Source organism: uncultured Peptoniphilus sp., assembly GCF_946998875.1.
GTDB lineage: Bacteria > Bacillota > Clostridia > Tissierellales > Peptoniphilaceae > Peptoniphilus_A.
On the sequence record NZ_CAMQAY010000004.1, the window covers coordinates 52,921 to 72,699 of the forward strand.

Genomic DNA, 19,779 nt, shown 5'->3' on the forward strand with positions numbered 1-19,779 from the left:
GAGTCCTTTTTAATTTGTAAATTTATAAAATAAAAACTTTACCATCCTTGTGTCATTTGCCTTTCAATGTGATAGAATAAAAAATGTATTTTATATGAGGAGGAAAAAATGGAAACAAATTCAAGTTTTTTAGAAAAGACTTTTTCTCTTAATGAGAGAAAGACTAATGCCAAGACAGAATTTTTGGCAGGACTTACAACTTTTATGACCATGTCTTATATCTTAGTTGTAAATCCAAATATGTTATCTGAAACTGGAATGGACAAGGGTGGAGTTTTCACTGCCACTATTGTTGCATCTATTATTGCCATGCTCTTTATGGGTTTATTTGCAAACTTGCCCTTCGCACTTTCAGCAGGAATGGGACTTAACGCATTTTTCACATACACAGTCGTCCTATCTATGGGTCACGATTGGTCCTATGCACTTACTGCAGTATTTTTAGAAGGTATCATCTTTATAGTTATGAGCTTTTTCAACATTCGTGAGGCAATATTTACTTCAATACCCATGTCTCTTAAAAATGCAGTATCTGTTGGTATAGGCTTATTTATAACCCTAGTTGGACTTACATCATCAGGCATGATTGTAAATAACGACGCAACTCTTGTTGCCCTTGGAGAAATTGCATCAAGACCATCCTTTGTATTTATAGTTTCACTAATGGTAATGGCTCTTTTAACAGCAAAAAATGTCAAGGGAGCTCTTTTATATGGAATAGTAACGGGAACTGTCCTTGCACTTATTTTAGGAGTTACACATCTTCCAGGAGGAATGTTATTTTCACTTCCACCATCACTTGCTCCCGTTGCCTTTAAACTTCACTGGGGAGATTTATTTACCTTTGATATGTTTTCAGTAATGTTTACATTTTTATTTGTAGACTTATTTGATACAGTGGGAACCTTAACTGGAGTTGCCACAAAGGCAGGCTTAATCGACGAAGATGGAAACCTTCCAGGAGTTGGTCGTGCCCTATTATCTGATGCCATTGGTACAGTTGTGGGAGCACTCCTCGGAACATCTACAGTTACAACTTTTGTTGAATCAGCATCAGGTGTAGCTGACGGAGGAAGAACTGGACTTACATCACTATCCTGTGCCTTCTTCTTCCTCTTGTCACTATTTTTCTTCCCAATATTTTCTATTGTGCCAGCCCAAGCAACATCAGCTGCCCTAGTAATGGTTGGACTATTTATGATCAGTCCAATTAACCAAATAAAATTAGACGACTACACAGAATCAGTGCCAGCCTTTTTGACAATGGTTACAATGCCCTTTGCCTATTCAATTGCAGAAGGTATTTCAGTTGGTATGATTTCCTATGTAATATTAAAAGTAGCAACAGGTCGTGGCAAAGAAGTTAGCCCTGTAATGTATATCTTGGCTCTAATCTTTACCCTTAGATATTTAAGACCATTACTACCTTTTTAATCTTTAATTTTTAGACTTTAGCAATTACTGCTAAGGTCTTTTTTTGAAGAATTTTTAGATTGATGAAATAAAATATTGAATAAAAATTTAAAATCTTATATAATGTACATGAAAGTGTACGAGGTGATTATATGGAAAATGTAAATGCAACGAATTTTAGAAAAAATATTTTTGAATACTTAAACTCAGCAGTTTCCTTTGGCGATGTCATAAATATCAGCACAAAAAATGGAAATGCTATTGTAATAAGCGAAGACGAATATAATTCCTTAGTAGAAACTGTCTATCTATTGTCAATTCCTGGCATGAAGGAAAAATTAATTGATGGAAAAAAGGCAAGTCTTGATGACTGCCAGGAGCTTAAGTGGTGACTTACAAAATCTTAATAACCAAAGCTGCCCTTAAGGACAAGGAAAAAATTAAAGGAAACAAGGCTTTAGAAAGTAAAGTAAAAAATTTAATTGAACTAATTTCTAAAAATCCTTATGAAAGTCCACCATCCTTTGAAAAATTAAAGGGCGACCTTGATGGACTTATATACAGAAGAATTAACATCCAGCATAGACTTGTCTATGAAGTTTATGAAGAGGAGAAGGTCGTAAAAATTATTAGTATGTGGACTCACTATGAAAATCTTTAAAATTTTATTTTAAAACTTAAGCTAATGACATTTAAAGACTCATTTATTGAATTGTTTAAGCCCCTTTAGTATAATAAAAGTATTAAGGGGGCGTTTTTAATGAAAAAAATGTTTTTATACATACTTATGGCTTTTACACTTTTTGTAAATGTTTTTGCAGCTGAAGATATTCAAGTTGTCTTGGAGCAACCAGCTCTTTCTGAAGTGAAGAGTGGCGACTCTTTGAAGTATAATTTAATTGTCAATTTGCCAAAAAATTACAAGGAAAAGTATTCATCTTTCTCTGTAACTCTTTTGTTTGACAAGGCAATTGAAGTTAAGGGCACAAAACTTTTAGATGGAGAGGAGTCTCAAGGTAAACTTGATATAAGAGAGACGTCTATTAAGGGCAAGGACCAAAATATTGTCACAATAAATGCCAACGATCTTTCTGTCATCAAGGGCGACAAATTAAATATTGAAATCGACACTAGGGTTAAAAATGATGTTGGTTCAAGCTCTAATCTTAAAAATTCCTTTGTCCTAAGTTATGTGGACAAGGCTGGAGAAACTAAGAGCGACCAAAAAAATCTTGAGTCTTCTACTAAGACGCAAAATGGTGTTCTTTCTATAAAGGATGTCTACGATGGATCTAGTGAAATTGTTGGAAAGACAGAAAAAAATGCCATGGTTAGGGTGGCAATTGATAAAAAAGTTGTTTCCAATGCACTTTCTGATGAAGAAGGCAATTTTAAAATTGGAAATTTAGACTTAAAGGAAGGCTCAATCATTAGAATTGTTGCTGCAAATAAGGAAAAAGAGGCAAGTTTAGATTACATTGTCAAGGCAAAGCTTGAGTCAAAGAAATCTACTGAACTTGTTAATGACAACAACGATGAAAAGGAACTTTACAGTACTATAAAGACTCTTGAAAAGTTAAATGATTATGTAGACTTTGCAAAGAATCTTTCAACAGCTAAGGCAAACATTCAAAATGAAAGAAGAATTCGTGCTGCCATTGCATCAGCTGAATATGTTGTTGTAAAAAGTGAAGTTTCCAGTGATGAAATAAATAAATCCTTTGAGGAACTTCAAAAGTCCATTGAAGTAATTAGGCTTCCATATATGTCAGGTATTTCTAAGGATAAATTCGCTCCCAACGAAAAAATCACAAGAGCTGAAGCTGCTTCAGTTTTAAAAAGAGTAATTGACGACAAGGCATCTGCCAATGACAAATCTTCTTTTAGAGATGTAAAAGAAGGTGCATGGTATTATGATGATTTAGTTTTCATTGAAAAGGCAGGTTTAATTTCTGGCTATGATGATGGAACTTTTAGACCGAAGGAAGCCATGACAAGGGCACAATTTGCCAGCATGATGGCAAATTATTTGAAGCTTCCAATGGGCAATAATCCCATTGACTTTAAGGATGTAAAGGAAAACTTCTGGGCAAGAGATGCCATTAACACACTTTCAAGTCAGGGCATCATGGTTGGTAAATCTAAAAATGAATTTAAACCAAAGGACAAGATCACAAGGGCAGAGGCTGCCACAATTTTTAACAAAGTTTTAGATAGAAAGATAAATAAATCTTTCTTAGATAAATATTCAAAGAACCCATTTAAAGATATAGACAGAAAACATTGGGCTTACTATCAAGTAATAGAAATCACAGCAAAATAAGGAGAGAGAAAGAAAAAATGTCAGATATTAAAGTAAGATTTGCACCATCACCAACTGGTTATTTACACATTGGTGGACTAAGAACTGCCCTATACAATTATTTATTTGCCAAGAAAAATGGTGGCAAGTTTGTTTTGAGAATTGAAGATACAGACAGGACAAGATATGTGGAAGGTGCCATAGAAAACCTAATTGAATCCCTTGAATGGGCAGGCATCACTCACGACGAAGGTGTCTTTGTAAAAGATGGAAAGATAACAGATGTGGGCGACTGCGGTCCTTACATCCAATCAAATAGACTAGAAATTTATCAAAAATATGTTGATGAACTAATTGAAAAGGGCTTTGCCTATTATTGTTTCTGCTCCAAGGAAAGACTAGACAATCTTCGTGAAGAACAAAGAATTAAGGGAAAGGTGCCTAAGTACGACGGACTTTGCCGTGGCATTCCTCTTGAAGAAGCAAAGAAGAGAGTTGCAGCAGGAGAAGACTATGTTGTTAGACTAAAACTTCCTAAGAACAAGGACATAACTTTTCACGATGCAGTTCGTGGCAAAGTTACAATAAACACAGACGAAATTGATGACCAAGTTTTGATGAAATCTGACGGATTCCCAACTTATCACTTGGCTGTAATTGTTGATGACCACCTAATGGGCATCACTCACATTGTAAGGGGAGAAGAATGGCTACCATCTACTCCAAAGCATGTTTTTATGTATGAATGTTTTGGTTGGGATGCGCCAGAATTTGTTCACCTTCCAACAGTTTTAAATAAGGACAGAAAAAAACTTTCAAAAAGACAAGGCGATGTTTCCGTTGAAGACTTTAGAAATAGGGGATATTTGCCTGAAGGAATTGTAAATTATCTTGCCCTTGTTGGTTGGTCACCAGAAGATGGGGAAGAAATTATGACAATGGATGAATTAATAGAAAAATTCTCCTTTGAAAGAGTAGGGAAGTCTGGAGGAATTTTTGACACTGACAAGTTAAACTGGGTCAACTCTCACTACATGAAGTCCTACGACTTAGATAAGTTAGCTGAGCTTTCAATTCCATTTGTGACAAAATCAGGACTTTTAACTGAAGAAGAAATAAGAGGAAACTTTGAATGGTATAAGATTTTAATTGACACAGTAAGAGAAGCTTGCGACAAGTTAGAAGACATACCAAAACATATTGACTTCTTATTTGGTGACATTGAAATAACAGAAGATTCAGCTAAGGAAGAACTTTCCCAAGAACATGTGCCTGCACTTCTTGACTCCTTTATAAAGATTGTAAAATCTCATGATGAAATAGATATGGAAACTGCCAAGGGACTTATGAAGGAAGTGCAAAAGGACTCTGGAGTAAAGGGCAAAAAACTTTACATGCCAGTAAGAGCTGCAATCTCAGGAAATGTTCACGGACCAGAAATGCAAAATATTATTTATCTTTTAGGCAAGGATAAATTAATTGAAAGAGCAGAAAAAATTAAAAATTCACTTTAATTTGACTTAGATAGAATTTAAGTGAAATAAAAAATGAGGACTGAAAAAAATCAGTCCTCTTATTTTTTATTAAGTTCCTTTATAAGCTTGAAATTATTTTAAAACTCCAAACTCATAACCTCTGTCTTTAAAATATTTTATTACAGAGCTTAGGGAATCGGCTGTAAGCTGTTTATTCATTGCATCGTGGGCAAGGACAACAGCAATTTTTGTATTTTTATTTTCATTAAGACTTTTATCAAGATAAGATACAAAACCATTTACTGTAGTTGGTCTCACAGATTTTTTTTCTGCATCGCCGACAAGTGAGTTCCAGTCAATCCAGTGTATGCCCTTTGATTCCAAGAGAGCATTACTTGCATCTGTGTTTTGCCAAGACATTTCGCCGCCAGGATATCTAAAGACGCTGGAGTGAAAGTCAGGTCCTAAAATATTTTTTAGCCTTTCATTTGTTTTTGCGATTTCTTCATAAACTCTTTCAGGGCTAACTACTCTTCCTGGATAGAGATAGTCGTAGTCGTGACTAAAGGAGTGGGTGGCAATGGCATTACCATTTCTTAAAATTTTGCGAACTTGACCTGCAGTCTTATCTCCAATGGACTTGCCTACTAAGAAGAAAGTTGCACGAACATCTTCTTTTTTTAGTATATCTAAAACTTGTGGTGTTATAGTATTGTTTGGTCCATCGTCAAAGGTTAAAAATACAATTTTTTTGTCGCCGCCATAATTATTTTTTTTGATGTATTGGCGAATTTCCTTTGTGTCGTAGGCATATTTGTCAGCTTTCTTCAAGTGATTTGATCCCTTAACTATAAATTCATCTTCCATGCGAAGTAGAGGATCTAGTGCTACATTTGATATATATTCAGGATCGTAATAGTATTTTCTCGGTCTGTCCTTATTAATTTCATTGGCATAGTACCACATAAGGGCAGGAGAAATTTCATCCTTTGGTTTGTTTATTGCAGAAAAGATCTTTGAAAATATAAAAATAAATATTAGGGCAAAAATTGAAATAGAAATGGTCTGTCTTATTCTCTTTCGCCTTCTAGCTTTTTGCCTTCTTAATTTTTTTCTCTTATCATAATTTGAATTCTTATTTGCATAAGCCTTTGCATCGTATTTTGTTTGGGTCATAAAAAACCTCCCACTGATAATATACATCAGTGGGAGTAAACTTGCAATTACAAAAGAATTACAATTACTTTATTGAGTTATAGATAAGGTATAAAATTTCTTCAAGACTTGGTTCTTCATCTGGATTTATTTCACTATCAATGTAGCCAAGGCCCTTTGCCACTATATAATAATTTTCATAGTCGCCTAGGGATTTTTGCTTTTTAAAGATGTCCTCCTTAAAAATTCCCTTGGCCTTTGTGAAGTCTTCAAAGCCCTTGTCTATTACTAAAATTTTTATGGCATCTTTTTCAGGAATTTTCTTGTCTTTTACCTTATCCCCATCTAAATCATAGCGGTCAAAGTCGTAATAGTCACCTTGGTATCTTCCATTAAGGAGACCTAAAAATTCCTTGTAAGTTATTTTGTCAGATAATTTTTTGCCAATAGTTCCAATTTCCATGTCCTTTAAAGAATTAATTGCATCCTTATCCCTTGCCTTGTCAAAGTCTTCATAGGATATTTGGTCTTTAAAGTTAACTATATCTCCAAATTTGTCTCGCAAAATTTTATCTTCGCCAATTATTGGCACAACATTTTTTATTTTTCCATAGAGAAGCTTAGGACCCTTTTCAGTCATTTCATACTTTAAGCCAAAGTTTTTAGAATTTAGATAGATTTTATTTGCCTCATCCTTAGTAGTTGAAATATCTTTTGCCTTCTTAAAATCTGCTGTTGAAAAATCTTTTTGATAAGTTACAACATTTTTCTCGTCGTCAACGGCAATAGTTAAGCCTTCATCTAGGACTGGAAGAGAGTTCACATACCTTGGTATGTTAAGGATAATAGTGTAGTCAAATTTATTTACATCAATTTTATCTAAATTAAGTTCAGTCTTGTCGCCATACTTTTCTAGGAAGTTTAGGGCAATTTTTTTAGCTTCTTCGTCAGTGACCACAGTCTTGACATCTCTTTTGTCAGTATAAATATCTAAGCCAACTAATTTTAAAGTCTTGGCATTTAAGACTAGGCTGCCATTATTTTTTTCCTTTTCAAGATTTATTCTGTAATAATAATTATCCTTGTCGGAAGTTAGGGAAATACTGTCAACCTTAAAAGATTTGCCCACAATTTCGAGAGCCTTACTTTTTGCTTCGGACTTTTTCTTTAAATCTTTAAGGCCATCAATTTTTTTCACTTCAACTTCACTTAAGGCACCTGAATCCTTTGCCTCTTCAGTGGCATAAGGCACATAAGCGTCTACAAAATCATTTTTAAAAACTTTGCCAGTAAGGGCGTCAATATCAACGACTTCACTTGAAAAAACTTTTTCTACAGACTTGCCGTCCCTAGAAATCTTGTAGGAGAGAGTGAGAGGTGATTTTTCTAAAAATAATTTTTCTGCCTCTTCAGGACTAATTTTTGCCTTCTCTTTAAAGTCCTTGTCCTTTAAAAATGTACTTGCATAGGCATTATAACCCATGAGCATAATGTCACTTATTTCGCCAGTTTCAGTTGAAAAGCTTACATTCAAATAATTATCAGCAAGAGGGATGCCAGATAAAAGTCTTTGGTAAGAAAACTCTATATCTTTGCTGCCAGGATAGATGCTGTAGTCAGATAAAATATATTTCTTGTCAAAATCCTTTATTGCTTTAGATAAAATATTTTCTGCTGCCTTTAAAGCTTCATCCTTTGAATATTTTTCCTTATTATTTTTCTCATCACTAGAATTTCTCCACTTATTATTATTATAGGAAATAAATTCACCATCGCTAGTGTAGGAGACGCTGAGCTCGCCTAACTTTTCGTCAGACCACCTATAAGTTGTAATGGACTTATTTTTTATGAGCTTGTTTAAGTAATCACTTCCACTATCACTATTCATTGGGTCACTTGAAATAGTAAAGCTTTCATAATCTCCAGTGATGCTAAAAATCTTTTTTATTTCTTCAACTTTTTTCTTTTCAGCCTCTGTCACTTCAAGGGTCACTGCCTCATCTGTTTCAATATATTTGGAGCCCTCATTTACTGCATGGTCTTTATTTACACTGGCATAACTTGTGCTTATAAGTAAAAGTAAAGTGCTAGCTAAAATTAATTTCTTATTCATATTTTTCTCCTTATTAAAGTATTAAAGTATCTATGTAAAAAAAGAAGAGGCCTCTGCCCCTCCTTTATAGCTTAAATTAAGCTTCTGCTTCTTCTTTGCTATCTTTATTAAGTGCAGCTACAAGCATATTAGGATCTATACCATGAACCATTGCAGCTTCTTCAAGAGATTCCATTTGAGAAGATGGGCACATGATGCAGCCCATGCCGAAGCTCATTAAAGTGCCAATTGATTCTGGTTTTTTTGAAAGAATTTCTCCAATTAACATTTCTTTTTTAATTTCCAATGTAAACACCTCCTATTAGATTATACCCAATCTTATTTATATTTAAAAGATGAGTATTTAATAAAATGATCTTCAGTCTTTCCACCAAGAGAGATTTCAAATTCACTTGTAGAATCAAAACCCTTTGCGGCCAAAGTTTTTGCAACTTCAAATTTGCCTTCATAAGGGAAGATTTCAGATTTTTCGCCTTGACTTACTTGAATATAAGGCTTGTAAGTGAATTTGCCATTGTACTTAGTAGAAGTTGGAAGAACTTCAACAATGTTTTCTGATTTAATGTATTTCGCCTCGCCGTTAACTTGTCCTTCATCCTGGGTAGCTAGAATACTATTATTGATATTTCCTAAAAATTTATCAATATCTAAGATTGGATCCTTTAAGATGTCCAGACTTTTATCTCCATAGCTTGCTCTATAATCAAGTATTTTTATTTCAACTTGATTGTTTAAAATAGCCTTTGGTTCAATTGCCCTTGAGTCAATTGTAACCTTATTGTTTTTTTGGTCGTAGTCAACTACAAAGCCAATAGTTTGTCCCAACTCTCTAAGCTTAAAATAATTGTAACCGTCAATAGTGTAGACATTAAGTGAATGTCTCACTCCATTTACAAGAATTTTATGAAAGGATTTTTTTACTTCACTGTCGCTGTCCTTTAGGGGACTTAAATCAGAATCAGTTTTTGTGTAGTCGGACTTGCTTTCTATGATGACACTTGACCTCTCTTGGTCGTAGCTTACGCTAAACTCAGCATCTTTTCCATCAAGAAGTGCAGCAACATCTCTTAGTTTAAAATAATTGTTGTCCTCAATATTGTAGCCCTTAACGCCAGTGTCTTTGCCGTCAAGCACAATGCTTTGGCTAGAAACTTTTGCGCCAGCAAAGACATTTATGCTTGAAAATAAAATAAGTGATGAAACTACAAGGCCTAGAATTTTTTTCATAATATTACCTCCCAAGTCTATTGTATTTTAAAAGATGGCTCTCGACAAGAGAAAATATTTAACCTATAATTTATAGTGGTGATGAAATGGAAAACTTATTAATGGGATTTAATATAGTATCACCTGTTTTTTTTGTGTTGCTACTGGGTTACTTAGCAAAAAGAAGGGGATACATAGATAACAACTTTGTGGACAAGGGTACATGGATAGTCTTTTACCTAGCCTTGCCCTTTAAATTATTTTACGACATAAAAAATGCAAGGATTGTCTCCTTACATCCAAAGTATGTGGCATATATACTCTTGGGAGTAATTTTTGTAATTTTTATTTCAATAATTATTGCCAAGGCTTTGAGGATTAAGGACAAGAAAAAATTATCTGCCTTCGTCCACTGCGCCTATCGCTCAAACTTTGTCTATGTTGGCTTTCCAATTTTAGACATAATTTATAATGGTGCGCCTTCCATGGAGCACATGATAGTCATAATTGCCTTTGGCCTTACCCTTTATAACATATCTGCCATAATTCTCTTAACTTATTACAGCGAAGCAGAGGACAAGAGCATTTCCTTTATTGACATTTTTATAAAAATTTTAAAAAATCCAATGATTGCCGGCGTTGTTGTTGGTGCAATTTTTAATTTCTTGCAGCTTCCTGTATATCAAGGAGTGGACAAGGCTATTGAAATGGTGGCAAAAATTTCAACGCCTATGTCTCTTATACTAATTGGAGCAAGTTTAAACTTTGAATCTTCGAAGTCTGACTTTAAGCTCATGTTTATCTCTGCCTTTATAAAGACAGTTATAGCTCCGGCACTGCTTATACCAATTGGAGTTAAGCTTGGCTTTACAAATATGGAACTGGGCATAGCTTATGTCTTTTGGGCGACACCTTGTGCGGCAAACTGCTTTATTTTCACAAAGCAAATGAAATCCGACTATGAATTTGCCTCAAAGGTAATAACTTTAAGTTTTATCATGAGTATTCTCACTTATCCTGTGGGAATTTCTTTAATGAATTATTTTAATCTATTGCATTAGAAAAATTTAAATGCTATAATCTATCTACAAAAAAATAATACCTTATTGAGAGTGGTGGAGTGAATGGGCACTTTGAAACCCGGCAACCTAGTTGGTGCTAAATCCCACAGATTTTTATCTGAAAGATGAGGTTTAATGGTCCTCACTTTTTGCGTGGGGATTTTTTTATGGATTAGTATTTCAAAATAAATATAAAGACAAAAAATTAATTCATACATTAAATCAAAGGTATTTAAAATGGAGGAATTAAAAATGAAAAGATGGCAATTTAGTTCAGAGTCCGTTACTGAAGGACATCCTGACAAAGTTTGCGACCAAATATCTGATGCTATATTAGATAAAATTTTAGCAGAAGATAAATTTGCGAGAGTGGCTTGCGAAACTATGGCATCCACTGGAATGATAGTTATAACTGGAGAAATTTCAACAGACACTTATGTTGACTTTGAAAAGACAGCAAGAGAAGTCCTAGAAGAAATTGGATACAACAGAGCTAAGTATGGCTTTGACGGAAGAACTTGTGCAGTTTTATCTGCAATAAAAGAACAATCTTCTGATATTGCCATGGGCGTTGACAGATTTAAGGAAGCTGGGGTAGATGAACTTGACGCCTTTGGCGCAGGAGACCAAGGTATCATGTTTGGCTTTGCCACAAATGAAACAAAAGAGCTTATGCCTCTTCCAATTTCTCTTGCCCACAAGCTTGCAAGAAGACTTACTGAAGTGAGAAAAAATGGAACATTGGAATATCTAAGACCAGATGGCAAGACTCAAGTAACTGTTGAATACGAAGATGACAAGCCACTTAGACTTAAAAATGTAGTAGTATCTTCACAACACGCACCAGAAGTTCCTATGGAACAAATTAGAGAAGACATAATAAGAGAAGTTGTAAAAAAAGTTGTGCCTGAAGAATTAATTGACAAGGACACAGAATTTTTCATCAACCCAACAGGCAGATTTGTAATTGGTGGGCCAATGGCAGATGCTGGACTTACTGGCAGAAAAATAATCGTAGACACTTACGGTGGCTTTGGAAGACATGGAGGGGGAGCTTTCTCTGGTAAAGACCCAACTAAGGTAGATAGATCTGGAGCCTACTATGCAAGATACATTGCAAAAAATCTTGTGGCAGCAGGTCTTGCTGATAAAGTTGAAATTGGACTTGCCTATGCAATTGGAATTGCCAGACCAACTTCTGTCTATGTAGAAACTTTTGGCACTGGCAAATTATCTCACGAAGAAATCGAAAAAATTATTATGGAAAACTTCGACATGAGACCAGCTGCAATTATTCGCGACCTTGACCTTCTAAGACCAATTTATAGACAAACTGCAGCCTATGGTCACTTTGGAAGAGATGACTTAGACCTTCCATGGGAAAAGACAGACAGGGTAGAAGATTTAAAAAAATATTTAAAATAAATAAGTGAGTTAAATTTAAAAAATCGGGTACAAAAAGCTTGTTGAGTAAAAAACACTAACTTAGTATGTTACAATAAATAAGTTAGTTAAAGTTTAGATTCGAGAAGAGGATGATTATGAAGAAAAGTTTTAAATATTTTAGGGCTAACCCTTGTGGTAATATTACTGGATTTGTAGTAGCACCTGTTTATCCAGGCTATAGAAAAGCTTATACAAAATGTATAATTGAACAAATAGATAAGGATGTTGAACAAGTTGGATTTATTTCACCAGCATATGAAGGCGCACCACTTAGAATGGACATGATGGGTGGAGAATTTTGTGCCAATGCGACTAGAGCCTATGGACTTTATTCTGCAGGCTTCTATGACACTGATGGACTTGTTGACATTGAAGTCTATGTAAGTGGTCACGAAGGAACAACTGATGTAATAGCTGATGTAAAAAATCAAAAGGCTTATGTTGCAATGGATGCACCACTAGCAATGAAGACTGTAAAGGTTAAGGGTGGGGACTACAAACTCATTCAACTACCTGGAATAAGTCATCTAATTGTTGAAGGCCAGGAAGATGAAAAATTTGTCCAAGCTGCCCTTGAAGTTCTTAAAAAGGATTACAAGGACGAAGCCTATGGAGTAATTTTCTTTGACAAGGAAAAGCTAGAACTTGTACCCTTTGTCTATGTAGAGGGTTCAGACACCTTATTTAGAGAATCATCTTGTGGTTCAGGCACAGTTGCAGTAGTAAATTATCTTGAAGATGACATAGATGGTCTTGATGAAGATTATAAAATTTCCATCAAGAACCCAGCAGGTGAACTTGAAGTTTTTGTATACGAATTTGAAGACGGCAAAAAGCTTTGTGTAGGTGGAGAAGTTGAACTTTCTGAAGTAGAAAAGAAATCAATAGATATTCCACAAGATGTTGTTGCCAGCGTAATTGCTGAACACGACAAAATTGTTGAAGAAAGAAAGAAACACATGGCTGAAGAAGAACAAGAAAAAGTTGTAGACGAAAGCGACTTAACTGAGGAAGAACTTGAAATAATGAGAAAAAAATTTGGCTTTGATTAATTTTTAAGCTTCATTAAAATTTTATAAAAGATTTAAAGAGAGGGCGACCTCTCTTTTTTATGCTTAAAAGTACAGACAAATAAAAGATTTTTTTAAGTTAAGCTGATATAATGTAAGAGGTGATAAAAATGATAAATGTTGTTGGACTTGGCTCTACTTCTGCCAAAGATCTCACTCTTGAAGCAGTAAAAATTATGAAAAATGGAAACAAAAATTTTCTTAGAACAGAAAGGCATGACTCTCTTTCTTTTTTTAAAGAAAATAATATAAATTATAAGTCCTTTGACTATCTCTACGATGAAATGGAAAGCTTTGACGAAGTTTACAATAAAATTGTAGAAATTTTAATTGAAAAATCTAAAGAAGAAGACATAAATTATTTTGTGCCAGGCACTCCTCTTGTTGCAGAAAAAACTGTGAAGTTCTTAATAGAAAGAGAAGTTGAAATAAATATAGTAAATGGAATTTCTTTTATTGAGCCAGTTCTGGCAGCAGTGGGAAGAGATGCAGTAGATGGACTTTTGTTTTTAGATTCAGATGCAGATAAGTTTGACTTTGACACAAGAAGGGACACCCTAATCACTCAAGTTTACAACAAAAGAATTGCATCAGATTTATCTCTCTTGCTTCAAGAAGTTTATGATGAAGAGGACTTAGCCTATGTGATTACCAATGCAGGTCTACCGGATGAAATTCTTAGAGAAGTAAAAATTTATGAGCTTCCAAGACTTGACGATTACAACCATCAGTCCTGTGTCTACATTCCAAGAAGTCAGGGCAAAAATTTTAATATGATTTTAAATAAAATTTCTTCTATTATTAGTGAAAAGGATATTTATTTAGATCAAGAAAATTTTGAAAGTATAAAAAAAGAACTTTTAGAAAAATCTAAAGAAGTTTCCATGGACTATGAAGAAGAAAAAGATATTTTATCCCTCTTATTTTTTCTAATTTTGTTAAAGGACAAGGATGGTCTAATCGATTTACGACAAATTTATGAAGAAATATATAAAAAATTGGATAAAATAGCGATTTTTTTAAAATAAATGTAGAAAATAAATGCAAGTTGAGTTATAATTGTAACAGTCTTAGGTTTGCGCGCCCAATGAGTGCCCAATGTTTTCTGAACATTGCAATTCTAAGAAAAGATTATTAAAATCTTCAAGGAGGATATCAAATGAACAAATCAGAATTAGTAGCAAATATTGCTGAAAAATCAGGTCTTACTAAAAAAGACGCTGAACAAGCTTTAAACGGATTCATTTCTTCAGTTCAAGAAGCTCTTGCTAAGGGAGAAAAAGTACAATTAGTTGGATTTGGAACTTTCGAAGTTAGACAAAGAAAAGCTAGAGAAGGAAGAAACCCTAGAAATCCAGAAGAAGTTATTAAAATTCCTGCATCTAAAGCACCAGTTTTCAGATCAGGTAAAGCTCTTAAAGAAGCTGTTAATAAGTAATAAAAGAGAAGGCAAGGCCTTCTTTTTTTATACTCAAATTTCTTATAAGTATTGAATTTTTCTAGTTTTTTTGATATATTCATAGTGGAGTGAATTATGAGATTAGATAAATTTTTAAAAAACTCAAGACTTATTAAGAGGAGAACTATCGCAAAGGAAGCTTGCGAAAAGGGACTTGTCAAAATAAATGACAAAGTTGCTAAGCCTGCAGACGATGTAAATGTAGACGACATCCTTACTTTAAAACTTGGCGAAAGAGAAATCAAAGTTAAGGTTAAAGACATATCTGATGTGAACAGCAAGAAAGATGCAGAAACTCTTTACGATAGAATAGACTGAATCTAATTGGATTTAAATTGGAGAGAATTTATGAACGCTAAAAGAAAAAAATTCCCAATGGCTCTTGCCCTTATAATTTTATTTTCTGTTGTATATGGTTCTGTGAGAATTGGCAAATCAATTTCCATAAGAAATCAAAAACTAGAAATTATTTCTGGGAACAAAAAAGAAATTTCTAATTTAAAACTTGAAATAGATAATTTAAATTCAGAACTTGAAAATTCTTCTTCTGCAGATTTTGTAGAAAAAGTTGCTAGGGAAGAGTTGGGCATGGTTAAACCAAGAGAGGTTATCTATGTAGACAAAAACAAGGAGAAAGTTTCTGATAAAGATAATTTTTCCAATGAAAAAAATGAAGAAAAAGTTTCTAATAATAAAAATAAAGATTTAAATAAATAGGAGGAAGTTATGGATTTATCGCCAGGCGATATTGTTGAAGGTGTAGTTAGTAAGGTAACTAAGTTTGGAGCCTTTGTTGATTTAAAGGAAGGCAAAAGTGGTTTAGTACATATTTCGGAGATTGCAGATACTTTTGTTAAAAATATTGAGGATCACATTAAAGAGGGCGACGAAGTTAAGGTCAAGGTTCTTAGCATTGACGAAAAGGGAAAAATTGCCCTATCAATTAAGGATGCAATAGAAAAAAAGGAAGAGCCTAAAGAAGAAAAAGTGGATTCAAGATTCGAAGATATTTTGAGCAAATTCTTAAAGGAAAGCAATACTAAACTTGATGAAGCAAGAGCTAGATATAATCAAAAGACAAAGAAGAGGAATTCTAGAAATTAGCAAGTGGTTGACTATCTTTTGATAGTTCTACCACTTTTTTTATTATGGACAAGTTATTTTTTGAAAAATTAAAAAAATTAAATATTATAAAAAAAGGCGACAAGCTGTCTCTTGCAGTTTCAGGTGGAGCCGATTCCATGTATCTTTTTTACAATTTTATGGATTTAAGAGAAGATTTTGATTTAGACATAATAGTCTGCCATTTAAACCATGGCATTCGCGAGACTGCCAAAAGAGATGAGGACTTTGTAAAAAATATTTGCAGAGACTATGGTGTAAAATGCCTTACAAAGACTGTGAACATGAATGAATATGCAAGAGTTAATAAACTTTCTAAAGAAGAAGCTGGAAGAATTTTAAGGTATGAATTTTTTAGGGAAAATTCTTCTGGGAGAAAAATTTTAACTGCCCACAATGCCAATGACCGCGCAGAAACTCTTTTATTTAACATTATTAGAGGAACAGGTATTAGGGGTCTAGTTGGAATAAGTGAAGTCAATGAATGCGTATTCAGGCCTCTCATTGACATAAAAAGGTGTGACATAGAGGACTATTTACATAAAAATAATTTGACCTATGTTGAGGACGAGACAAACTCTGAAGAAATTTACACCAGAAATAAAATTAGGCTAAGTCTAATCCCAAAATTAAGTGAACTCAATCCAAATATTATTGATGCCCTTCTTAGGCTTTCAGAAAATGCCTCTGATGCAAATAAATTTATTGAAGAACTTGTTGAAGAAAATTATAAAAATTCTCTTAGGGATAATTATTTTCTTGTAGATGAAATGAAAAAGCTTAACAAATTCCTAGCTTGCGAGATAATTAAATCTTATTTGGCAAAAAACTTCTACAGTGAAAATATCTTAAGTAGAGAAAATATTTTAGGTATCTACGATTTAATACTGGGGGAAAGCGGAAGAGTCATCAATCTTGGCAGCAAGGTCTCTGCTAGAAAATCCTACGACAAAGTTTTTGTTGAAGAGGAAAAAACTGAAAAAGTTAAGAGAGCAGCAAGCTTAAAATTGGGTAATAATTACACAGACTTTGGTGAAATTTTTATTTCAAAAGATGGGTCAATTTCTAAGGGAGACTTCTTTATAAAAACTATAGACTGTGATAAAATTAAAGGAAGCCTTTTTATTAGAATTAGACAAAGGGGCGACAGGTTTAAGCCTCTTGGCATGAAAAATAATAAAAAGTTAAAGGACTATTTTATAGACAGAAAAGTTGACAGGTTAAAGAGAGACAAAATAGGTCTTATTTGCGATGAAGAAAAGATAATCTACATACTTGGCATGGATATTTCTGAAGATGTCAAGATAGATGAAAATACTTTAAATAAACTCGTTTTGGAGGTTAAAAATGTCAGATATTAAAGAAGTTCTCTTTACTGAAGAAGAAATTCAAAATAAGGTTAAGGAACTTGGTGAAAAAATCACTGAAGATTATAGGGACAAGGATTTATTTTTACTTGGCATACTAAAGGGAGCTGTTCCTTTTATGGCAGATATTATGAGAAAAATAGACTTAGACCTTGAATATGATTTTATGGATGTGTCCAGTTATCAAGGCACAAGATCCATGGGTGAAGTTAGAATTTTAAAGGACATTTCTACTTCAATTGTTGGCAAGGACATTTTAATTGTGGAAGATATAATTGATACTGGCATCACACTTTCTTATTTAACAAAGGTCTTGAAGTCAAGAGGTGCAAATTCCATTGAAATTGTAACTATGCTTTCAAAGCCAAGTAGAAGAAAAATTGACTTGCCTGTTAAATACAATGGATATGAAATTGAAGACTATTTTGTAATTGGATATGGAATGGATTATGACGAAAAATACAGGGCTCTTCCTTATATTGGAATACTAGATGAGTCTGTATATTCAAAATAAGGAGGGGTGATATAGTTGAATAGAAAATTTGGAGGAGCAGGTTTTTATATTGTACTAATAGTAGTATTAGTGCTTACAATAAAATTTTTCAGCCCACCAGTAAATACAGTGGATGAAAAAAGTTTTACTGAATTTGTCACAGAGCTTGAAAAGGGAAATGTAAAGAGTGTAACCCTACAAAATGGAGTTGACTCCATTGCCAGCGTTAAATTAAAAAGCGATGAATCCTTTAGGACTATAATACCAAAGGAAGCCTCAGATACTTTTTATAATGATTATTTAAAGAAAAAATCTGATGCTGGAGAGTTAAATGTACTTTCTACACCTACCAAGCAAACTTCTTTTCTTGTTGAGTGGATTCCAACTCTATTGATGTTGGGAGTATTAATTTTCTTCTGGTACAAGATGATGCAACAAGCTGGCGGTGGCGGAGGAAAGATGAATTCCTTTGGCAAGAGCAAGGCAAAACTTATAAATAAGGAAGATTCAAAAAATCTAGTAAAATTTAAAGATGTTGCAGGTCTTGAAGAAGAGAAGGAAGAACTTGGAGAAATTGTTGATTTCTTAAAAAATCCTAAGAAATTTATAAATATGGGGGCAAGAATACCAAAGGGAGTTCTCTTAGTAGGACCTCCAGGAACGGGTAAAACTTATCTTTCTAAAGCAGTTGCTGGCGAAGCAGGCGTGCCTTTCTTCATCATGAGTGGTTCTGACTTTGTTGAAATGTTTGTAGGTGTCGGTGCTTCAAGAGTAAGAGATTTATTTGAAAATGCAAAGAAAAATGCACCATGTATAATTTTTATAGATGAAATTGACGCAGTTGGAAGAAGAAGAGGAGCAGGTCTCGGTGGTGGTCATGACGAAAGAGAGCAAACCTTAAACCAACTTTTAGTTGAAATGGATGGCTTTGGCACTAACGAAGGCGTAATAGTAATGGCTGCAACAAACAGGGCAGACATACTTGACCCTGCCATTTTAAGACCAGGAAGATTTGATAGAACTGTTTATGTAGGAAAGCCTGATGTCCGTGCCAGAAAGGCAATACTTGAAATTCACTCTAGGGGCAAAAAACTAGCAAAGGATGTTGACCTTGAAGTCATTGCCAAGAGAACTCCTGGCTTTACTCCAGCAGATCTTGAAAACTTGATGAACGAATCTGCCTTACTTGCTGCAAGAAGAAATGACAGCGAAATTTCCATGGAAGATGTTGACGAAGCATCAATTAAGGTGCAAGCAGGTCCTGCAAAAAAATCTCGTGTAGTTTCAGAAAAGGAAAGAAAGCTAACTGCAGTTCACGAGTCAGGACACGCAATTGTGTCAAGACTTCTTCCAGAAGAAGACCCAGTGCACATGATAACAATTATTCCAAGGGGAATGGCTGGCGGCTTTACTGCCTATCTTCCAGAAGACGATGTTTCCTTTATGACAAAGAAAAAAATGGAAGCTTCCATTGTATCTCTACTTGGAGGAAGAGTTGCAGAGTCCCTTGTCCTTGATGACATATCTACTGGCGCATCAAATGACATTGAAAGGGCTACAAAAATTGCCCGTGCCATGGTAACTCAATATGGAATGAGCGACAGACTTGGCACCATAAATTATGATTCTTCTGAAAATGAAGTCTTTATAGGTCGTGACCTTGGCAGGTCAAAGGATTATTCTGAAAGAACTGCTGCAGAAATCGACGAAGAAGTTTCAAGAATAATAAATGAAGGCTACTCAAAGTGTAAGGAACTTTTAAGCGACAACTTAGACAAGCTTTTGGCACTTTCTGATGCACTTTTGGAAAAGGAAACAATTTATGCCAAGGACTTTGAAAGAATCTTTAATGGAGAAAAGTTGGAAGAAGAGTCCATGGACATTGACGACTCCATAAAGGTCACTGATCTTTCTGAAGAAGCACGCCAAATAATTAGCAAAAAGGAAAGCGAAAAGAAAGACAGAGAAGTCAGTGAAGACAGAGAAGACAAAGAAGAAGCAAAGGATTCTGAATAAATTTTATTAAAAGCCCCTAGGGGCTTTTTTCTTTTACTAAAAATTTCTTAGTCCTTTACAATTTAAAATTTTATTAAAACT

General features: G+C 34.2%; 20 protein-coding genes and 1 riboswitch. Of the genes, 16 read left to right on the forward strand and 4 right to left on the reverse strand.

The window, feature by feature from the left end; translation table 11 throughout:
- The first annotated feature begins 108 nt into the window (after positions 1–108).
- From Q0U74_RS02965 to gltX, 5 genes are all read left to right on the forward strand, one after another.
- The gene (locus Q0U74_RS02965; protein ID WP_297392616.1) at positions 109–1,434 is read left to right on the forward strand and encodes an NCS2 family permease; all 1,326 of its coding nucleotides are present in this window, start codon (positions 109–111) and stop codon (positions 1,432–1,434) included.
- A 131-nt stretch (positions 1,435–1,565) separates the two neighbouring features.
- Positions 1,566–1,805, forward strand: a complete 240-nt coding sequence (locus tag Q0U74_RS02970) for a type II toxin-antitoxin system Phd/YefM family antitoxin (protein ID WP_019124076.1) — start codon at positions 1,566–1,568, stop codon at positions 1,803–1,805.
- Positions 1,802–2,074, forward strand: a complete 273-nt coding sequence (locus Q0U74_RS02975; RefSeq protein ID WP_297392617.1) for a Txe/YoeB family addiction module toxin — start codon at positions 1,802–1,804, stop codon at positions 2,072–2,074. Before Q0U74_RS02970 ends, Q0U74_RS02975 begins: the two co-directional genes overlap by 4 nt.
- A 99-nt stretch (positions 2,075–2,173) precedes the next feature.
- On the forward strand, positions 2,174–3,736 hold the full coding sequence (locus Q0U74_RS02980; protein WP_288167541.1) for an S-layer homology domain-containing protein: 1,563 nt from the start codon (positions 2,174–2,176) through the stop codon (positions 3,734–3,736).
- Between the two features lie 17 nt (positions 3,737–3,753).
- The gene (gene gltX / locus Q0U74_RS02985; protein WP_297392618.1) at positions 3,754–5,229 is read left to right on the forward strand and encodes a glutamate--tRNA ligase; all 1,476 of its coding nucleotides are present in this window, start codon (positions 3,754–3,756) and stop codon (positions 5,227–5,229) included.
- A gap of 93 nt (positions 5,230–5,322) precedes the next feature.
- Here the strand turns inward: gltX and Q0U74_RS02990 are convergent, their stop codons facing one another.
- The 4 genes from Q0U74_RS02990 to Q0U74_RS03005 all read right to left on the reverse strand — a co-directional run bounded on the left by Q0U74_RS02990 (position 5,323) and on the right by Q0U74_RS03005 (position 9,685).
- Positions 5,323–6,366 carry a polysaccharide deacetylase family protein gene (locus Q0U74_RS02990; RefSeq protein ID WP_297392619.1) on the reverse strand — a complete coding sequence of 348 codons (1,044 nt, stop codon included), beginning with the start codon at positions 6,364–6,366 and terminating at the stop codon, positions 5,323–5,325.
- A 64-nt stretch (positions 6,367–6,430) separates the two neighbouring features.
- Positions 6,431–8,458 (reverse strand): YcdB/YcdC domain-containing protein, encoded by a 2,028-nt coding sequence (locus Q0U74_RS02995; protein WP_297392620.1) that lies wholly within the window; start codon positions 8,456–8,458, stop codon positions 6,431–6,433.
- 76 nt (positions 8,459–8,534) lie between these two features.
- Positions 8,535–8,744 carry a DUF1858 domain-containing protein gene (locus Q0U74_RS03000; RefSeq protein ID WP_019124082.1) on the reverse strand — a complete coding sequence of 70 codons (210 nt, stop codon included), beginning with the start codon at positions 8,742–8,744 and terminating at the stop codon, positions 8,535–8,537.
- A 32-nt stretch (positions 8,745–8,776) separates the two neighbouring features.
- Positions 8,777–9,685, reverse strand: coding sequence for a hypothetical protein (locus Q0U74_RS03005; RefSeq protein WP_297392621.1), 909 nt, complete (start codon positions 9,683–9,685; stop codon positions 8,777–8,779).
- A gap of 86 nt (positions 9,686–9,771) precedes the next feature.
- On the opposite strand from Q0U74_RS03005, the gene Q0U74_RS03010 reads away from it, so the two are divergent.
- The 11 genes from Q0U74_RS03010 (at position 9,772) to ftsH (ending at position 19,698) form a co-directional block, all read left to right on the forward strand.
- Positions 9,772–10,725, forward strand: coding sequence for an AEC family transporter (locus tag Q0U74_RS03010; RefSeq protein WP_297392622.1), 954 nt, complete (start codon positions 9,772–9,774; stop codon positions 10,723–10,725).
- Positions 10,726–10,764: 39 nt separating this feature from the next.
- A riboswitch (SAM riboswitch) is annotated at positions 10,765–10,857 on the forward strand.
- A 120-nt stretch (positions 10,858–10,977) separates the two neighbouring features.
- On the forward strand, positions 10,978–12,150 hold the full coding sequence (metK, locus tag Q0U74_RS03015) for a methionine adenosyltransferase (protein WP_297392623.1): 1,173 nt from the start codon (positions 10,978–10,980) through the stop codon (positions 12,148–12,150).
- A 116-nt stretch (positions 12,151–12,266) separates the two neighbouring features.
- Positions 12,267–13,223 carry a hypothetical protein gene (locus Q0U74_RS03020; RefSeq protein WP_297392624.1) on the forward strand — a complete coding sequence of 319 codons (957 nt, stop codon included), beginning with the start codon at positions 12,267–12,269 and terminating at the stop codon, positions 13,221–13,223.
- 128 nt (positions 13,224–13,351) lie between these two features.
- Complete coding sequence (locus Q0U74_RS03025) at positions 13,352–14,269, forward strand: SAM-dependent methyltransferase (protein ID WP_297392625.1); 918 nt, start codon at positions 13,352–13,354, stop codon at positions 14,267–14,269.
- Positions 14,270–14,400: 131 nt separating this feature from the next.
- A complete protein-coding gene (locus Q0U74_RS03030; RefSeq protein ID WP_019124088.1) occupies positions 14,401–14,679 on the forward strand; it encodes an HU family DNA-binding protein in 279 nt (92 codons plus the stop codon).
- 96 nt (positions 14,680–14,775) lie between these two features.
- Positions 14,776–15,018: an RNA-binding S4 domain-containing protein gene (locus Q0U74_RS03035; protein WP_297392626.1), complete on the forward strand. Its 243-nt coding sequence runs from the start codon at positions 14,776–14,778 to the stop codon at positions 15,016–15,018.
- A gap of 30 nt (positions 15,019–15,048) precedes the next feature.
- Positions 15,049–15,417 (forward strand): septum formation initiator family protein, encoded by a 369-nt coding sequence (locus Q0U74_RS03040; RefSeq protein ID WP_297392627.1) that lies wholly within the window; start codon positions 15,049–15,051, stop codon positions 15,415–15,417.
- A gap of 9 nt (positions 15,418–15,426) precedes the next feature.
- Positions 15,427–15,804 (forward strand): S1 RNA-binding domain-containing protein, encoded by a 378-nt coding sequence (locus Q0U74_RS03045; RefSeq protein ID WP_297392628.1) that lies wholly within the window; start codon positions 15,427–15,429, stop codon positions 15,802–15,804.
- Positions 15,805–15,848: 44 nt separating this feature from the next.
- A complete protein-coding gene (gene tilS / locus Q0U74_RS03050; RefSeq protein ID WP_297392629.1) occupies positions 15,849–17,183 on the forward strand; it encodes a tRNA lysidine(34) synthetase TilS in 1,335 nt (444 codons plus the stop codon).
- A complete protein-coding gene (gene hpt, locus Q0U74_RS03055) occupies positions 17,170–17,703 on the forward strand; it encodes a hypoxanthine phosphoribosyltransferase (protein ID WP_297392630.1) in 534 nt (177 codons plus the stop codon). Before tilS ends, hpt begins: the two co-directional genes overlap by 14 nt.
- Before the next feature lie 15 nt (positions 17,704–17,718).
- Entirely contained in the window at positions 17,719–19,698 is a 1,980-nt protein-coding gene (gene ftsH / locus Q0U74_RS03060; protein WP_297392631.1) for an ATP-dependent zinc metalloprotease FtsH, read from the forward strand.
- Positions 19,699–19,779: the final 81 nt, after the last annotated feature.